Source organism: Kitasatospora brasiliensis, assembly GCF_032654805.1.
Taxonomy (GTDB): Bacteria; Actinomycetota; Actinomycetes; order Streptomycetales; family Streptomycetaceae; genus Kitasatospora; species Kitasatospora brasiliensis.
Genome location: NZ_JAUOOW010000001.1, coordinates 156,411 through 173,165, shown reverse-complemented (window position 1 = coordinate 173,165; position 16,755 = coordinate 156,411). Strand labels below are relative to the sequence as shown.

The 16,755-nt window shown below is 73.2% G+C and carries 15 protein-coding genes; 5 read left to right on the top strand and 10 right to left on the bottom strand.

From position 1 onward, the window contains the following. The first annotated feature begins 87 nt into the window (after nucleotides 1-87). Nucleotides 88-1,611 carry a M1 family metallopeptidase gene (locus tag QWJ13_RS00675; RefSeq protein WP_316519806.1) on the top strand — a complete coding sequence of 508 codons (1,524 nt, stop codon included), beginning with the start codon at nucleotides 88-90 and terminating at the stop codon, nucleotides 1,609-1,611. A gap of 80 nt (nucleotides 1,612-1,691) precedes the next feature. Here the strand turns inward: QWJ13_RS00675 and QWJ13_RS00670 are convergent, their stop codons facing one another. Together QWJ13_RS00670 and QWJ13_RS00665 are read right to left on the bottom strand one after the other, a co-directional pair. Further along, nucleotides 1,692-2,501, bottom strand: coding sequence for an AAC(3) family N-acetyltransferase (locus tag QWJ13_RS00670; protein WP_316519805.1), 810 nt, complete (start codon nucleotides 2,499-2,501; stop codon nucleotides 1,692-1,694). A gap of 98 nt (nucleotides 2,502-2,599) precedes the next feature. Next, nucleotides 2,600-4,003: a condensation domain-containing protein gene (locus tag QWJ13_RS00665; protein ID WP_316519804.1), complete on the bottom strand. Its 1,404-nt coding sequence runs from the start codon at nucleotides 4,001-4,003 to the stop codon at nucleotides 2,600-2,602. Nucleotides 4,004-4,218: 215 nt separating this feature from the next. Here QWJ13_RS00665 and QWJ13_RS00660 point away from each other — a divergent pair, with 215 nt between their 5' ends. Next, complete coding sequence (locus tag QWJ13_RS00660; protein WP_316519803.1) at nucleotides 4,219-5,520, top strand: MFS transporter; 1,302 nt, start codon at nucleotides 4,219-4,221, stop codon at nucleotides 5,518-5,520. Nucleotides 5,521-5,817: 297 nt separating this feature from the next. Beyond that, complete coding sequence (locus tag QWJ13_RS00655; protein ID WP_432277441.1) at nucleotides 5,818-6,360, top strand: ADP-ribosyltransferase; 543 nt, start codon at nucleotides 5,818-5,820, stop codon at nucleotides 6,358-6,360. Nucleotides 6,361-6,436: 76 nt separating this feature from the next. Here QWJ13_RS00655 and QWJ13_RS00650 read toward each other — a convergent pair whose 3' ends face one another. The 3 genes from QWJ13_RS00650 to QWJ13_RS00640 form a co-directional block, all read right to left on the bottom strand. Next, a complete protein-coding gene (locus QWJ13_RS00650) occupies nucleotides 6,437-7,249 on the bottom strand; it encodes a class I SAM-dependent methyltransferase (protein WP_316519801.1) in 813 nt (270 codons plus the stop codon). A 170-nt stretch (nucleotides 7,250-7,419) separates the two neighbouring features. Then, nucleotides 7,420-8,280, bottom strand: coding sequence for an RNA polymerase sigma-70 factor (locus QWJ13_RS00645; protein ID WP_316521582.1), 861 nt, complete (start codon nucleotides 8,278-8,280; stop codon nucleotides 7,420-7,422). A 32-nt stretch (nucleotides 8,281-8,312) separates the two neighbouring features. After that, nucleotides 8,313-8,885: a carboxymuconolactone decarboxylase family protein gene (locus QWJ13_RS00640; protein WP_316519800.1), complete on the bottom strand. Its 573-nt coding sequence runs from the start codon at nucleotides 8,883-8,885 to the stop codon at nucleotides 8,313-8,315. 251 nt (nucleotides 8,886-9,136) lie between these two features. Here QWJ13_RS00640 and QWJ13_RS00635 point away from each other — a divergent pair, with 251 nt between their 5' ends. Continuing rightward, nucleotides 9,137-9,595 (top strand): DinB family protein, encoded by a 459-nt coding sequence (locus QWJ13_RS00635; RefSeq protein ID WP_316521580.1) that lies wholly within the window; start codon nucleotides 9,137-9,139, stop codon nucleotides 9,593-9,595. Between the two features lie 7 nt (nucleotides 9,596-9,602). Here the strand turns inward: QWJ13_RS00635 and QWJ13_RS00630 are convergent, their stop codons facing one another. Next, nucleotides 9,603-10,097 (bottom strand): ATP-binding protein, encoded by a 495-nt coding sequence (locus QWJ13_RS00630; RefSeq protein ID WP_316519799.1) that lies wholly within the window; start codon nucleotides 10,095-10,097, stop codon nucleotides 9,603-9,605. A 216-nt stretch (nucleotides 10,098-10,313) separates the two neighbouring features. Next, a complete protein-coding gene (locus QWJ13_RS00625) occupies nucleotides 10,314-11,969 on the bottom strand; it encodes a CehA/McbA family metallohydrolase (RefSeq protein WP_316519798.1) in 1,656 nt (551 codons plus the stop codon). Between the two features lie 219 nt (nucleotides 11,970-12,188). Between QWJ13_RS00625 and QWJ13_RS00620 the strand changes: the two genes are divergently transcribed. Then, nucleotides 12,189-13,097, top strand: a complete 909-nt coding sequence (locus QWJ13_RS00620; protein WP_316519797.1) for a polysaccharide deacetylase family protein — start codon at nucleotides 12,189-12,191, stop codon at nucleotides 13,095-13,097. Between the two features lie 124 nt (nucleotides 13,098-13,221). Here the strand turns inward: QWJ13_RS00620 and QWJ13_RS00615 are convergent, their stop codons facing one another. The 3 genes from QWJ13_RS00615 to QWJ13_RS00605 form a co-directional block, all read right to left on the bottom strand. Then, the gene (locus tag QWJ13_RS00615) at nucleotides 13,222-13,605 is read right to left on the bottom strand and encodes a barstar family protein (protein ID WP_316519796.1); all 384 of its coding nucleotides are present in this window, start codon (nucleotides 13,603-13,605) and stop codon (nucleotides 13,222-13,224) included. A gap of 31 nt (nucleotides 13,606-13,636) precedes the next feature. After that, nucleotides 13,637-14,290, bottom strand: a complete 654-nt coding sequence (locus QWJ13_RS00610) for a 4'-phosphopantetheinyl transferase family protein (protein ID WP_316519795.1) — start codon at nucleotides 14,288-14,290, stop codon at nucleotides 13,637-13,639. A 108-nt stretch (nucleotides 14,291-14,398) separates the two neighbouring features. Next, entirely contained in the window at nucleotides 14,399-16,744 is a 2,346-nt protein-coding gene (locus QWJ13_RS00605; RefSeq protein WP_316519794.1) for an arylsulfatase, read from the bottom strand. Between the last annotated feature and the right edge of the window lie 11 nt (nucleotides 16,745-16,755).

Sequence of the window (16,755 nt, the reverse complement as noted above, 5' to 3'; positions counted from 1 at the left end):
AAAATCTTGCGATCGGGGAATGGCTGAGGGGCTGTTGGGACAGGGATCGGTTCGACCCCGTCGTTTCGACGATCTTCGGAGGACCATGTGCGCAAGAGACTGATCGTTTCCGCTGCCAGTGCGCTGAGCCTGCTCCTGGCCGTCCCCGCCTCGGCAACCGACTTCCGACCGGGCGCGGACGGCGTCGGGGACCCGTACTATCCGACCTTCGGCAACGGCGGGTACAGCGTCTCGCACTACGACATCCGGCTCAAGTACCAGCCCGCCACCGACGAGCTGGAGGGCACCACCACCATTCTCGCCACGGCGACCCAGGACCTCTCCCGGTTCAACCTCGACTTCGTGCTGAACGTCTCGGAGGTCCTGGTCAACGGGCGGCCCGCGACCTTCGCCACCAGCGGTGACCAGGAGCTGGAGATCACCCCCGCGCGGCCGCTGGCCAAGGGCAGCCAGGCCACCGTGGTGGTCCGCTACAAGGATGTGCCGTCCACCGTCGAGAGGTACGACGGCTACACCGCCTGGCGCCGCACCCCCGACGGTGCGGTCGCAGCCGGTGAGCCGGTGTCGGCCGGATGGTGGTTCCCGAGCAACGACCACCCGAGCGACAAGGCGACCTTCGACGTCTCGGTGCAGGTGCCGAACGGCACCCAGGTGATCAGCAACGGGGTGCTGACCGGCACCTCCTCCCAGGCGGGCTGGACCCGCTACAGCTGGCGGGAGAACAAGCCCCAGGCGACCTACCTGACGACCCTCGCGATCGGCAAGTTCGACATCACCCAGGACACCACGGTCGGCGGGATCCCGGTCTACAACGCGTACAGCAAGGACCTCGGCGACAACGCCGCCGCGGCCAGGGCGAGCGTGGAGCGCACCGGCGAGCTGGTGGACTGGCTGAGCGGCTACTTCGGGGAGTACCCGTTCAGCTCGGTCGGCGGCTACGTCCCCAACATCGACTCCGGCGGCGCCCTGGAGACCCAGACCCGGGTCCGCTACGGCCCCGGGGCGTTCAGCGACGGCTCCAACACCTCGGTGGTCGTGCACGAGCTGGCCCACCAGTGGTACGGCGACAGCGTCTCGCTCAACCGCTGGAGCGACATCTGGCTGAACGAGGGCTTCGCCGAGTACACGCAGTTCCTCTGGTCGGAGCACGAGAACGAGGGCACCGCCCAGGAACTCGTCGACTACCTCTACGCCGCCCGCCCGGCCAGTGACCCGTTCTGGAGCGTGAAGCCGGGCGACCCGGGTGCCGACCACCAGTTCGCGGCCGCCGTGTACTACCGCGGCGCGATGGCCATCCAGGCGCTGCGCAACGCCGTCGGGGACGAGAAGTTCTTCCGGATCCTCAAGGGCTGGCCCACCGAGCGCCGCTACGGGAACGGCACCATCCAGGACTTCCAGGCGTATGCGGAGAAGGTCTCCGGGCAGAAGCTCGGCGACCTGCTGAACACCTGGCTGTTCACCCCCGGCAAGCCCGCCGTCGGGCCGGTGGCGCCGGGGGCGGCGGTCGCTGCCCCGCTGGTGGCGGGCCAGGCACAGGCGCAGCTTCCGACGGAGCCGAAGTCCTGGAAGAAGATCCAGGAGGCCACCGCGGTGCACGAGTCGCGGCGCTGACGGCACCGACGGCAGCCACGGCACGGCGCCTCCGGCCGATGGTTCGCGCGTACGGCGGGAACCGTCGGTCGGGGTCAGGGCTACGCCACTCCCGGGCCGTCCGCCGCCAGGAGTTCGGTGAGACGGCGGACGGCGAAGGGTATGAGCTCGCGGACCGGGACCAGTCGGCAGGGCGCGGTGCCGACCAGGACCTCGCGGATGCCCGTGTGCTCCTCGAACTCCCGGCCCACGACCGGGAAGTGGGTGTCGTTGTCGTCCGCCACGTCCGGCGCCTCGATCCAGACCCGCTCGCCCTGGATCGCCATCGGGAAGCGGCGGAGCTTGAGCCGGCGGTTGGGCGCGAAGGTCTCGGCGTAGTGCAGGAAGGTGTTGCGGTTGTGCCCGACGCCGACCAGCAGCACGTACCCGCCGAGGTCGTGCAGTGCGCCGAACGGCGACTCCCGGCCGACGGCGAAGCCGAGCGAGCGACGGGCGGTGACCTCCCGGGCGTGCGCGCCGACCGCGGCGACCGAGACCTGGGGGTGGGAGCTGCGCAGGCTCTCCGGCAGGGTGCGCAGCGCCTCCGCGACCGCGCCCATGCCGGAGGGGAGCCTGGGGTGGAACAGCGGGACGGCGGCCCGCCGTTCGGCGACCTCGGCGGTGGGCGGGCCGCTGTGCCCCGGCACCGGGTCGTGGACCGTGTCGGAGGTGAAGGCGGGCGCGGCGACGGTGCCTTCCGGCCCGACCGCCTCGCGCAGGCTGGCCACGACCGCCGCCGCGCCGCCCTCGACCCGGCCGAGGCTGGAGAGCGAGGAGTGCACGATCAGCGCCATGCCGTCGCGGACGCCCACCCGGCGCCAGCCCTCCACGAGGTCGGCGGTGGTGAGTGGGCCGGTGCTCGGTGTGGTCATGGTGCCCCCTGATGACGGCGGTGCTGTTGGTGCTGGATGGTTCGGGGTCGACCATAGCGCGTGGCACTGACAATCGGTCAGGGCGGGGGTACCCTCCGTCAGTCCGCGGACTCGGCTCTGGTCTCGGCTCCGGTCTCGGCCGTGCTCACCGTCCCGCTCCCGGCTTGCGCTTCGGTGAGGATCAATTCCTCGATGCCGTAGAGGAAGCGCTCCATCGCGGCGCGCGGGAGGAGGGCCGGGTCCGCCGTCATGGCCAGGCTCAGGGCCTCCTCGGACTGGAGGGCGTCCAGGGCGTAGGTCAGCCCCGGGCGCGGCTCGAACTCCACCGGCCAGCTGAGGGTGGTCCGGTCGGTGCCGGGGTCGGGCGCGGCCGGGAGCAGCTCGCGGGTGTCGTTGAACACGCAGGACCGGTCGGCCAGTTGGATGCCTTCGGCGGCCAGCTGGGCGATCTCGGCGTCCAGCGCCGACTTGTCGTAGTAGGCGTGCCGGTACGTGCCGATCGCGGCGGCGTGGGTGCGCCGGACGACATCGCCGAACTCGGCTGTGGCGTCCGGGAGATGGAACAGTCCGTCGCCCGCGATCACGCTCACCGCGTTGGCCGGCTCGGGCAGGAAGCGGTTGTTGACCACGACGTTCAGCACGGCCTCGGGCGAGCCGGAGAGCCGGGCGGTCATCGCGGCCGTCGCGGCGAGCGGGGCCGAGCCGGTGCTGACCCGGTGGACGGCCGCCACCCGCTCCAGGGCGCGCGGCAGGGCGGGGGAGCGGAGCACCGCGTTCGGGAACCGGGCGGGCTCTTCGGTGGCCGGCTCCTCGGTGGCGGGCGGGAAGAGTCGGGCCGGGCCCGGTCGGAGCTTGCGCAGGAATTGCTTGCGGGCCCCCGCATCGCGCCGTAGGCCTCGTTCGGAGATCTGGAACTCGGCTTCCTGGAGCGGCTGTTGGGCGGGGTCGCGGGCCTTGTCCAGCTGCTCGGGGGAGTTGCCGAGGCAGAGCGCGGACAGGTCGGCGACCAGGCGGCTCATCCCGGAGCCGTCCACCGCGGTGTGCGAGAGCACCAGGCTGATGTGCCGGACCAGCCCGTCCGCCGCCGTCACCGCGCCGATCCGGATCGGCCACTGGGTGGCGGTGTCGAAGGCCTGGGCCGCCGGCTCCCCGTGTAGTCGGGCGCCGAGTTCCGCGGGGTCCTGGTGCTCCTCGGCGGGCAGCAGGTGGACGCCCAGGGTGCCGTCGGCGTCGAGGACTTGGCGGAGCCTGCCGTCCTCCTCCGGGAGCAGTCGGGTGCGCAGCGAGTCGTGCAGGTGCAGCAGCTGCCCGAGTGCGGCGAGCAGGGTGGGCAGCGGCAGTCCCGGGTCCAGCGGTGCCGCGGTGGTGATGTTGTAGCGCGGCGCGTCGGCGGGTGGCAGCCGCCGTATGGCGTCCCAGACGGCCCGTTGGCCCCAGGTGGCCGGTCCGGACCCGCTGCGTCCGGACGAGAAGGCGATCTCCAGCAGTTGACGAGTGGTCACCGTGGGGCTCTCCGTTGTGCGGTGGTCATGGCGTCGTGCCGGTGCGTTGGGAGCGCGGGTGCTGCTGGGGAGAGTGTGGCGCACGGCCCGTCGTGCGTCGAGGGTCGCGCCGCCGGCGTCTTCGGGGGTTCCGCAGGTCTCTTGACGTGAAGTATCTTGATGTCGAGATTAATGCCGATCACGCGACTGCGTGACTGACGCGACGGGGGCTTGCCATGCGGGGAAACGGACTGCTGGCGCAGCTGCGGCGGCCGCCGGGCGGGCGGGACGCGCGGATCATGCTGCTGGCGCAGTGCGTCGACCGGACCGGGACGGGGGTGTGGGCGGCCGCCTCGGTGCTGTACTTCACCTACGCGTGCGGGATGGACGCCCGGCAGCTGGGGCTGCTGCTCGGGGTGGGGGCGGTGGCGGGGATCGCCGGCTCCCCGCTGGCCGGCCGGGCGGCCGAACGGGTCCCGGTACGCCGGCTGCTGATCGGCTGCCACCTGCTGCGGCTGGGCGCGATGGGGCTGCTGCTGGTCGTCGACGACTTCGCCGCGCTGCTGCCCGTGGTGGCCCTGATCTGCCTGGCCGAACGGGCGGCCAAGACGCTGGAGATGCTGTTCGCGACCCGGGTGGCGGGTGAGCGGCGGGCCACCTACCAGGCGCTGTTCCGCAGCGTCGCCAACGCCGGGTACGCGCTCGGCGCGGGCGTCGCGGCGATCGGGCCGGCGGTGGGGACCGCGGGCGCCTACCGGGTGCTGATCGCGGCCAACGGGCTGTCCTACGTGCTGGCCGCCGCGCTGGTCTGGCGCACCCGGGAGCCGTCCGGGCGCGGCCTGGTCGCCGTGAAGGCCGGGGAGGAGCCCGGCGCGGTGGCCGGCGGGGAGCCGTCGGCCGTGCCGAGCCCCTGGCGCGACCGCGGGTACCTGCTGTTCGTCCTGCTGGACATGCCGCTGAACCTGGACGACTCGATCCTCAACGTCGGCCTGCCGCTCTGGCTGGTCCACCACACCGGCGCGCCGCACGCCGTCGTCCCGGTCTTCCTGGTGCTCAACACGGTGCTCGTGGTGCTGCTGCAACTGCGGTTCTCGGCCTGGGCGGAGGGCCCGCGCGGGGCGGCCGCGGCGCTGCGCTGGTACGGGGTGACGGTGGCGGGCAGCTGCCTGCTGATCGTGCTCGCCACCGACGCCGGACCGTGGGTGGCCTCGGTCGCGCTGCTGGCCGCGGCGCTGCTGGTCACCCTGGCGGAGCTGATGCGCTCGGTGAGCTCCTGGGAGCTGGCGGTCGTGCTGGCGCCGCCGGGCGCCCGGGCCTCGTACCTGGGGGTCGCCGGGATGTCCCAGTCGGTGCAGAAGTCGGCGGGGCCGCTGCTGCTGACCGGCGTGGTGATGGTGGCCGGGCCGTTCGGCTGGCTGGGCCTCGGTGCGGCGGCCGTCGGCCTCGGCGCGCTCCAGCGCCGGGCCAGCCGGCGGCGGCTGGCGGAACTGGACCGGGCGGCGTCAACCGAGGTTGTGGACGCGCCCTCGATCAGGTGAGATGCGGTGCCCCAAGGGCGGCGGGAAGCCAGAGTAATGCCTATGATCACCATTCGAACTCGCGCTGCCGCCAGTGCAGTTGCGCTCGTCTGTGCCGTCGTCCTCGCCCCCGCCGGTCAGGCCCTCGCCGCTCCCGCGGCCGCCGCCGGCGCCGCTCCGTTCCGCTGCCTCGACCCCAGCGGGAAGGCGCTCTGGAGCGGCCCGCAGTGCGACGGCCTGGTCGTCCACGAGCTCGGGACCGGCGCCGTCGCCATCGTTCTGGACGGACGCCGGATCGACTACGCCGACGACGCCGAGCTGCGTGCCGACGGCTGCGCCGACCGGCCGGCCGTCACCCTCCCCGCCGCGGCCTTCGAGGGTCTCCCGAAGGGCCCCGACCCGCTGTACGCCGCCGTGGACCGCAAGGTGGACGTGGCCCGCACCACCCCCACCCCGCACTGGCGCAAGGGCTGCCGGCAGCTCTACCGCTCGGACGGCCGCGACCCGTCGGTCATCTTCGACCAGGGCTTCGCCCCGAAGGACGTCAGCGGCCAGTACGACATCACCAGTTACGTCCTCCAGAACCAGCCCTCGCCGTTCGTCAGCACCACCTACGACCCCGCGCTCTACAAGAAGTGGAAGAAGGTGCCCTGGAGCTACTTCATCGACGCCCCCGGCGGCATCGACGTCAACGCGACCATCGGTGACCAGCACAAGTACGCCGACCAGCTCGAAGTCGCCTTCCCCGGCGGCGTGGACCGCCACTTCATCCGCCGCGCCTGCCCGGTCGACCGGGACACCGCCTCACTGGTGGAGTCCGGTTGCGTCGACAACCCGAACTACCACGCCTGGCTCCGCTGACGGGAGCGCGACCGCACCCCCAGGGCGGCGGGCAGGGATCCGAGATCCCCGCCCGCCGCCCTGTGCGGTCCCCGACTCAGGCGAGGGTGGCGGTGACGATGTGGTAGTCGATGAGGCTGTCGCGCCAGGCGGGGAGGAAGTGGCGGGTCCAGTGGGCGGGCGGGACGGTGTCGGCGAGGTAGCGGTCGAGGCCGGGCCAGACGTCGGCGCCGATGGATGTGGTGGTGATGTCGGTGAAGCCGGCCCGGGTGAGGTCGGCGGTGAAGTCGTCCAGGGGGTGGGCGATGTCCAGGCCGTCGGCGAAGCTGGCGAGGAGGATCTTGAGGCGTTCGGCGGCTTCGGGGCCGGGGGCGGTGAAGAAGGTGGTCACGACGAGCCGGCCGCCGGGGCGCAGGACGCGGGAGGTCTCGCGGGCGAAGCCGGTGAGTTCGCGGAAGTGCTGGGCGGCCTCGACGGAGAAGACGCCGTCCAGGTAGGCGTCGGAGAAGGGGAGTTCGTCGGCCGAGCCGAGGGTGTACGCCAGCCGATCGGGGTACGTGGCGAGGGCTCTCGCGTTGACGGCGCGGGCGCGCTGGATCTGGTCGGGGTGGATGTCCACCCCGGTGACCGCCGCGAAGCGGAACTCCCGCAGGGCGAGTGCCGCCCCCAGCCCGCGGCCGCAGCCGACCTCCGCCAGCCGCAGCTGCTCGCGCGGCTCGGGGAACTCCCGCAGCACCCGCCGGTAGAGCTGCTCCTGGCTGCGCACACGATCCTCGGGGGTCGGGGCGGCGAGGTCGATCCCTTGCCAGTAGCCGAAGTTGATGAAACCTCCGGCGAACGACGGCGCGGTGGAGAGGTCGTCGACGCCATAGGTCTGGCGCACGGTCGGGGGGATGCGGTTGTGGTCCATGGGCCGCTGGGTCTCCTGCTCGGTGGGCGCCCGGCCATCGGGTGCGCCGAGGTACGTACCCAAACCTGTGGTGGTCCGAACACGGTACGTGATCGTCCGGTGTCCAGGGAGCGGAGGGGGCGTGCGGTGGCGGTACGGGGGGATTGAACCGCCATCGCGCGCCCCCTCGGCTATCGGGCAAGGTCGGCCGGGGAGTTGAGACGGGTCAGCTTCCGCGGGTTGCGCACGACGTAGACCCGGGTGATCAGGCCGTCCTCCACCGCGAGGCTCACCACCGAGGGTTCGCCGCCGATGTCGATCCGGCCGGCCGGTGCGCCGTTGAGCCACACCGCGGCGAGCGAGACCGGCAGCCGGCCGGCGCGCGCGAGCAGCGCCGCCACCGCCTCGGCGCCGTGCACCGGCGCGACCGCGGCCGCCACGATGCCGCCGCCGTCGGCGATCAGGACGACGTCCGGCGCCAGCACCTCCATCAGGTCCTGCAAGCGGCCGGTGCGCAGGGTCTCCAGGAACCGTTCCACCACCCGCCGCTGCTCGGAGTGGGTCACCCGCACCCGGGGCCGGCGGGCCGCCACGTGTCCGCGGGCCCGCCGGGCGACCTGCCGTACGGCGGCCGAGGTCTTGCCGAGGGCCTCGGCGATCTCCTCGTACGGCAGCTCGAAGACCTCGCGGAGCACGAACACCGCCCGCTCGGTCGGCCCGAGCGTCTCCAGTACCGTCAGCATCGCGAACGAGACGCTCTCCGCGAGTTCGACGTCCTCGGCGACGTCGGGGGTGGTGAGCAGCGGCTCCGGCAGCCACTCGCCGACGTACTGCTCGCGCCGGCGGGAGAGCGTCCGCAGCCGGTTGAGGCCCTGGCGGGTGACGATCCGGATGAGGTACGAGCGCGGGTCGTGCACCCGCTGCCGGTCGACCCGGGCCCACCGCAGCCAGGACTCCTGGAGCACGTCCTCGGCGTCGGCGGCGGAGCCGAGCAGCTCGTAGGCGACGGTGAAGAGCAGGCCGCGGTGCACGACGAACGGGTCCTCCGCGATGAGCGGGTCTTCCGCGACGAGCGGTTCCTCGGTCATGCCGGGGACGCTCCGGTCGAGGCGCGCGTGGCCAGGGGGACCGCGCAGGAGTCGGAGAAGCCCTGCGAACTGACGCCGTGCGCGATGTTGTTCCGGGTGGCCATGTTGACGAAGGCGACGTAGGCGGTGAGTTCGACCATGGCCGCCGGGCCGAGCTCGTCCAGCAGCTGCCCGTACATCGCGTCGGTGACGGCGGGCGGGGTCGCGGTCATGGCCTCGGCGTACTCCATGACCTCCCGCTCCAGCGGCGTGAACACCTCCGACGCCCGCCAGTTCGGCACCTGGCTCGCCTTGGCCGGGTCCAGGCCCCGGTTCCGCGCCTGGAAGTAGCCGATGTCCAGGCACCAGCCGCAGCCGACCAGTGCGGCCACCGCCATGTGCGCGAAGGACTTGAGGCCCTCGTCGAGCACGTCCCACCCGGCGACCTTCCCGGAGAACTCCAGGTTCGCGGTGGCGACCGCGGGGCTGTGCCACACCACCTCGACGGGCTCGAAGACGGTTCCGAAGCCCTTGATCATGTTCTCGCTCAGCTCGGCGGGCAGCTGGGCCTTCGGCAGTCGCAGTGCCATGGTGTCCTCCCAAGTTCGGTGGGTTGTCCGGGTTGCCGGACATGGAGACACCGGAGGGCGGGCGGATGTGACAGACGGAGGTGCGGCCGCCGCGGAAAAGCCTTTCCGGATGGGACGGACCGTCCGCTACAGTCCGCGGGGATTTCCGCCCCGACGGCCGTCCGGCCTTGTCGGGCCACCGTGAGGAGAACGACACCGTGACCGTCCCCGACGAACGCCCGGCCCCGCCGCTGACCGGCGGCGAGCGCGAGATGCTGCGCGGCTTCCTCGACTACCACCGGGCGACCCTCGCCATGAAGTGCGAGGGCCTGACCGACGAGCAGCTGCGCCTGCGCTCCAGCCCGCCCTCCACGACCAGCCTGCTCGGGCTGGTCCGGCACATGGCGGAGGTGGAGCGCACCTGGTTCCGCCGGGTGATCGACGGCGAGGACGTGCCGCTGGTCTGGTCCGAGGACGGCGACTACCAGGCGGCGTACGACCCCACCGGCGCCACCCGGGCCGAGGCCTTCACCGCCTGGCAGACCGAGGTCGAGCACTCCCGCCGGATCGAGCTCGCCGCCGAATCCCTCGACATCACCGGCTACCAGGCCCGGTGGGACGCCGAGGTGTCGCTGCGCCTGGTGATGCTCCACCTGATCCACGAGTACGCCCGGCACAACGGGCACGCGGACTTCCTGCGCGAGGCGATCGACGGCGTGACGGGCGCCTGAGTCGCTCCTACCAGCCGAGGAGATGGGTGTGCTGGGCGAGGGCGGTGAGGACGGCGGCGGCGGTGGTCTCGGGGGTGTGGGTGGTGGTGTCGAGGGTGTGGGTGAGGTCCTCGGGGGCCGGGCCGGGGTGGAGGACGACGTAGTGGAGGGCGGCGCCGGTGGTGCGGCTCTCGCGGCGGAAGGTGTCGAGGGCGGCCGGGACGGCGGGGGACTCCACCACGACCTGATAGCCGCGGGTGGCGTAGGCGAAGGCGGCCTGGGCGGCGGCGGCCAGGGCGGTGGTGTTCTGGTGCGCGGCCTCGGGCAGGTGGGGCGGGAGGTGGCCGCTGCGGATGACCCGCAGGAAGTCGTCCGTCCGCAGGTGGACGCTCGGGGTCAGATCCCGGGCGAGCAGCTCCGCGACCGGGCTGTTCCCGGCCCCGTCCGGGTCGACGAGGACGAGGACGCCCCCGGCGCCCCGGCCGCCCCCGAGCTCCGGCCCACCTACGGTCGTACGGTTCACAGCTGCTGATCCCTTCGCGGGCCGGGGACGGGCGGGTAGCCGGGGGCGGGGCGATCGGCGTGCGAAGGGGCTGGTCGGCCCGTGTCGGTCAACTGACCGCCTCGTCCCAATGACTGATGCGTTTCGGGGATCAACCTAGTCCAAACGGGTGGTCCGAGTCGTCCCCCACCCGCTTCCTGGGCGGGTCGCGGGGGTGCCCGGGGGCTTCGCCGGCTGCTACCGGTCGCCGGTGCGCAGCACGATCGGGTTGGTGAGCGCGGCCATCGGGCCCCAGGGCAGGTCCGGACCCATCGCGTTGCCCCTGCCCGGCGTGCCGTCCGCCTTCGGGTGGCGCACCTCGGCCCGGACGTAGGCGGCGAGCGAGGCGGTGGTGCGCCAGACCACGGTGCCGGAGCCGTCGGCGGGCAGCGACTCCTGGTGCAGCTGCCCCTCGTCGGTGAGGAAGCGGACCGTCCCGCCGGGCACCCCGGACACGGTGAGCCGGACGTCCAACGGGGCGTCGGCCGGGACGGTCAGCTCCTCGCCGATGCCCGCCCGGCGGCCGTGCCCGGTGACGGTGAACTCCAGCGTGACCGCGGAGGATTCGGCCAGCCAGCTGCGCCCGGCTCGCAGCCCGTCGAGGACCGCGGCCCGGGTGAGGTCCTCGGCCAGCACCACGGTGTGCGGGGAGCCGATCGGCTGCGGCTCGCTGTGGGCGTCGCTGTTGCCCATGGCCGGCAGCCAGGAGCGGCCCTCGCGCAGGGCGACGGCGAGCCGGCCGTCCCAGGTGTCCACCGCGGACTCGTCGTCGTACGTCCAGGGGCCGTTCCACACCTCGACGGCGTCGGCCTCCTCGTAGCCGAACTTCCACTGGCAGGCGACGTACGGGCAGTACGGGTGCGCGGGCACCACCAGACCGCCGGCGCGGTGGACCTGGCGGACGAAGCGCGGGTACTGCCCGTCGCGCGAACGGTAGCGCCAGTCCACGAACTGGCCGGGCTCCAGGCCGAGGGCCAGCCAGTGGCCGTTGCGGGTGGTGATCTCCTCGCCCGGGACGATCAGCAGGTCCGGGCCGGCCAGCGGGCCCCAGGCGGCGTGCGAGGAACTGGTGTTGTGATCGGTCGAGACGATGAAGTCCAGGCCGGCCGCGCGGGCTCCGGCCGCGACCTCCTCGGGCGTGCGCCGCCCGTCGGAGTGGACGGTGTGCAGGTGGCAGTCACCGCGGTACCAGGCCCGGCCGCGGCCGCGGGCCCGCTCCGCCGGGTACCGCGGGGTGAACCGGGGGCCGGGCGCACCGAACCGGAGGGTGACCTGGACGTGGTAGTCCAGGCCCTGCGGGGCGACCTGGTAGGGGCCCAGGACCACGTGCCAGGTGCCGGGGTTGATCGGGCCGGGGAGGTAGCCGGGGGTCGCGGTGTCACGGGCGAGGACGAACTCGGTGCGGAAGCCGCCGGACCAGCCGCGGAAGCCGGGGCCGCCGAGGTCGGTGCCGCGCTCGTCGAAGATGCCGATGTCGCAGGAGTTGCCGGGGGTGCCGGGCGGGACCGGCGGCTTGTCGTAGCCGTAGGAGACGGCGATCTCGCGGACTCCGGCGGGGACTTCGACCGGGAGGTGGACGAAGTCGGGGGCGCCGGTGGGGAGGTGACCGGTGAGGGTGAGGGTGCGGTCGGCGGGGGCGGCGACGGGGGTGGCGCCCGGGTCGGGGGCGTCGGCGGGGGTGGCGTGTGCCTGGCCGGTGGTGGCGGCGAGGCCGAGGGCGGTGGCGGCGCCGGTGGCGAGGCCGGTGCGGAGCAGGTCGCGGCGGGCGGGCTGGTCGGGGCGCTGATCGGTGGTCTGTGAGGTCGGTTGGTGGCTCGGCTGGTCGGGGCGTGGGGCGCTGGGCTCGATCGGCATCGAGGCCTCCGGATCGGGGTGGGGCGGCTCGGGGCGGGCGGGTCGCTCGCGTGCCTACCCGGGTGAGTGAACCGGGGGTGAGTCGCGGCCCACGGGGGTGCGGCGGTCCGGTGAAGAGGGGCCGGGTGGGGGTGGGGGCGAGTTGCGGGGAGTGATGAATGGTCGGTTCATAGTCATGTCATCGGATTATGTGAGCAATCACGCGAATGGGAGACGGGCGTGTCGGTGAGTCGGCGGACGCTGCTCCTGGCGGTGGCCGGAGGAGCGCTGGCAGGGTGCCGCACCGGGTCGTCCGGCGCCGGCTCGGCCCTGCCGTCGCTCTCGGCGTCCGGCTCCGCCCCGGCCTCGGCGATACCGTCCGCGGGCCAGGCCGATGGGCCCGCCGAAGCCGCCTCGCCGACGGGCCAGGCCACCCCCGCGCCCGAGCCGACCCGGGACGAGGTCGTGGAGCGGTACGGCGCCCTGGCCCCGAGCGAGTGGGGGTTGGAGGTCTCCGGGGTGATCACCGAGCTGCCCGAGGGCGAGACCGCCATGGCGCTCACCTTCGACGCCTGCGGCGGCTCCGGCGGCAACGGCTACGACGCCGACCTGATCGACGTCCTGAGGTCGTACGAGGTGCCGGCGACGCTCTTCCTGAACGCCCGCTGGATCGACGCCAACCCGGACGAGTTCGAGCAGCTCGCCGCCGACCCGCTGTTCGAGATCGGCAACCACGGCACCGTCCACCGCCCGCTCTCGGTCACCGGCCGCTCCGCCTATGGCATCGCCGGCACCGGAGGCGTCGGCGAGGTGTACGACGAGGTGGCGGGCAACGCCGAGAAACTCGCCGGGCTGCTCGGGCGCCGGCCCCGGTTCTTCCGCTCCGGCACCGCGCACTACGACGACGTCGCCACCCGGGTGGTCGCGGACCTGGGGCAGAAGGTGGCGGGCTTCACCGTGAACGGGGACGGCGGGGCGACGCTGCGGCCCGCCGAGGTGCGGGAGGAGTTCGGCTCCGCCCCGCCGGGCGCGATCGTGATCGGGCACCTGAACCACCCGGGCGGCGGCACCGCCCCCGGGGTGGCGGCGGCGGTGCCGGAGCTGCTGGCGGCGGGGCGGCGCTTCGTCCGGCTCTCGGACGTGCTGTGAACGGACCTGTCGCCGATGGATGTGCCGTGAACGGGCGTGTCGGCCGACGGATGTGCCGTGAACGGACGTGTCGATCGATCGGCGTCATGAACAGGCCTGCCGAGAACAGCCGTGAAGCCGAGGCTCACGCCAGGCGCAGGCCGCCCGGGTGTTCCTGCTCGATGATCCGGACCAGCCGGTCGAAGACGGTCGGCCCCCGGCCCGCCCGGGCGGCGGCCAGCTCGGCGGAGATGTGCGCCCGGTTGGTGGGGTGGGCGCGGGCCAGCCGCAGCTCCAGCTGGCGGGCCGTCTCCGGGTGGCCGAGGTTGCGGCGGGAGACCTCGTGGTGGCGCCACTCGATGACCCAGTCACCGTCCTCGGGCGTGCCGTAGCCGCCGCGCAGGCAGTCGGCGAAGGCGTCGAGGTTGCGGCCGAAGTAGCCGTCCACCCCGATCGCCCGCCCGACCGCGTCCCAGAAGTCCTCCAGGGTCTTGATCCCGTCGCCGTCGATCACATAGGTCACCGTCACGGGGACGAGGATATGCCGGGCCGCCGGCCGGTCAGGGGGTGACGGCGATCGCGGTGGCGAGCAGCCCGTCCCGGACCACCCACCGGCCGTCGAAGCCGTCGATCCGCCGACCGCCGACCGTCGGGCCAGGGACCAGCAGCCGGGCGGTGAAGGTGCCGTCGGGGGAGAGGTCCAGCTCGGCCTCGCTGAAGTCCAGGAAGAGCAGGGTGAGCGGGAACCAGGCCTTGTACACCGACTCCTTGGCGCTGAACAGGATGCGGTCCCACGGGATGTCCGGGTGCTCGGCGGCCAGCTTGGCGAGCCGCTGCCGCTCGATCGGCAGCGCGATGGCCTCCTCCACGCCCTCGGGCAGCGCCAGCGCGGGCTCGGCGTCGATGCCGAGGGAGGCGAGGTCCCCGGACCGGGCCACGGCGGCCGCGCGGAAGCCGTCGCAGTGGGTGAGGCTGCCGACCACGCCGTCCGGCCAGCTCGGTGCGCCGCGCAGGCCAGGGACGAGCGGGCGGTACGGGACGCCGAGCCGGGCCAGGGCGGCCCGGGCGCAGTGCCGGACGGTGGTGAACTCCCGGCGCCGCTTCTCGACGGCCCGGGCGACGGCCGGCTCCTCTTCGGGCTCCAGCCGGGCCTCCGGCGGGTCGTCGTAGGCCACCTCGGTCACCACGACGTCCGGCAGCAGGTCCGCGATCATTCGTTCCCCCCTCGGAAGTCCGCGTGGATGGTCGTCCGCGCGGGACGAGGGTAACCCGAGTGGCGGATCTTGGTGGGCGGATCGGGTACCTGCCGCCGGTCGGGCCGGCTACTCGAAGGCGGCCGCGGCCTCGCGCAGGGCCCGGACGACCGTCTCCGGGTCGTAGGGCGCGGGCTCGCCGGGCAGGTAGGTGACGGAGTGCAGGGCGCCGGTGTAGCGGAAGGAGCGGTGACGCTCGTGCACCGGCCAGGAGACCGGGGACTTGCGGTCGATGCCGACGCTGATGCCCTGGAACGGTGCCATGCCGATCAGTTGGTGGACCGGGCCGAGTACGGCGCCGTCCACCACTCGGCCGTCGACGAGCAGCCGGAACTCCCACTTGAGGTCGGCGACGGCGGTGGCCGCCAGGGTGATCCGCCGGGTGCCGACCGGCAGCGGGCCGGCGTCGGCCTCCAGCAGTTCGCCGTACTGGTTGTAGGCGAAGCGCAGCCGGCCGTCCTCGACGTAGAGGCTGTAGCCGCCGCCCTGGTCGCCGTGCGAGACCAGGACGCCCTGGTCGCCGTCCCGGTAGCCGTCGAGCGCGACCTCGACCGTGAAGGAGCGGAAGGAGACCAGCCGGGAGGAGCGGTAGCGCTCCAGCTCGGGGGTGCCGGCGAGCAGGGTGACCGGGCGGCGCAGCCGCTCCGCCTCCGGGCCGCGCAGGGCGAGGGCGCCGCTGCCGTCGGCGAGCGGGAAGACCCCGTCGCGCCAGGCGGCGGCCTCCCAGGCGGCGGACAACTCCTTGACCAGGCCTGGGTGTTCGGCGGCGAGGTCGTGGATCTCGGTGGGGTCGGTGCGCAGGTCGTACAGCGCCCACTCGCCGTCGTCGTACGGGGTGCCGGGGCGGTGCAGGGTGACCAGCTTCCAGCCGTCGCGGTAGTAGCTGCGGTTGCCGGTCATCTCGCAGTACTGCTCGTGGTGGGTGCTGGGCGCGCCGCCGTCGCGCAGTACGGAGGCGAAGCTGATGCCGTCTAGCTCCTGGACGGGCTGCTTCCGGCGCTCCAGTGGCCTTGCCACGCCCGCGAGTTCGAGCAGGGTGGGCAGGATGTCGGTGACGTACTGGTACTGGGCGCGGATGCCGGTGTCGCCCTCGGCGCGCGGCAGGCCGGCCGGCCAGGAGAGCACGAACGGGACGCGGACGCCGCCCGCGTAGGTCTGGCCCTTGTAGAGGCGGAACGGGGTGTTGGAGGCCATGCCCCAGCCGCGCGGGTAGTGGACCAGGCTCTGCGGGCCGCCGATCAGGTCGATCTCGCGTTGGACGTCCGGGTTCCAGTCGTCCGGGAGGCCGGGGTGGTGGACGAAGCGGCTGAAGTAGCTGCGGGTGCCCTCGGCGCCGCCCTCGCCGGTGCCGCCGTTGTCGCTGGTGAACACGATGATGGTGTTGTCGAGTTCGCCGAGGGCGGCCAGGGTGTCGGCGAGCCGGCCGAGGTTCTGGTCGACGTTGTCGACCATCGCCGCGTACACCTCCATGTAGCGGGCGTACAGCTTCTTTTGGACATCGGTGAGTTCGCCCCAGGGGCCGACTTCGTGCCCGGCCTCGGAGTTGCGCTCGGGCAGTTCGGTGCCGGGCGGGAAGTGGCCGGCGGCCAGCTGGCGGGCGAAGCGGGTGCGGCGCAGCTCGTCCCAGCCGCCGTCGTAGCGGCCGCGGTGGCGGGCGAGGTCCTCGGGCTTGGCCTGGAGCGGGCCGTGGACGGCGTTGTGGGCGAGGTAGAGGAAGAACGGCTTGTCGGAGTCGTGGGCGCGCAGTGACTTGACCATCGCGATGGCCTGGTCGGTGATGTCATCCGTGTAGTAGTAGCCGTCGGGGAACTCATCGATGTCCAACGGACTGTTGTCGCGGACGAGTTGGTGCGGATGGAAGAGACTGGTCAGACCCTCCAGGACGCCGTAGTACTGGTCGAAGCCCTTCTGGAGCGGCCAGTTGGCGCGGTCGTCGGCGGCGCTGGAGGCGGAGTCCCGGGTGAGGTGCCACTTGCCGACCGCGTAGGTGGCGTACCCGGCGTCGTGCAGCAGCTCGGCCAGGGTCGGTATGTCCCCGGCGACCTCCATGCCGTAACCGGGGAACCCCGGATCGGCGTTGGCGACGAAGGAGTAGCCGACCCGGTGCGGGTTGAGGCCGGTGAGCAGGGCCGCCCGGGCGGGCGAGCAGAGCGGCATGGTGTGGTAGTTGGCGAGCCGGACGCCGGTGGCGGCGAGGCGGTCCAGGGTCGGGGTGGGAATCTCGGCACCGAACGGGCCGATGTCGCTGTAGCCCATGTCGTCGATCAGGACGACCACGATGTTGGGCGCCCCCTCGTGCGGGCGGACGGGCCGCGGCCAGTGAGGGGAGGACTCGGCGAAGGTGCGGCCGACGGTGCCGGGGAAGCCGGCGTACGGGTCGCGGCGGTGCGGGTTCGGCTCGGGGGTGACGCTCATGGGACGGCTCC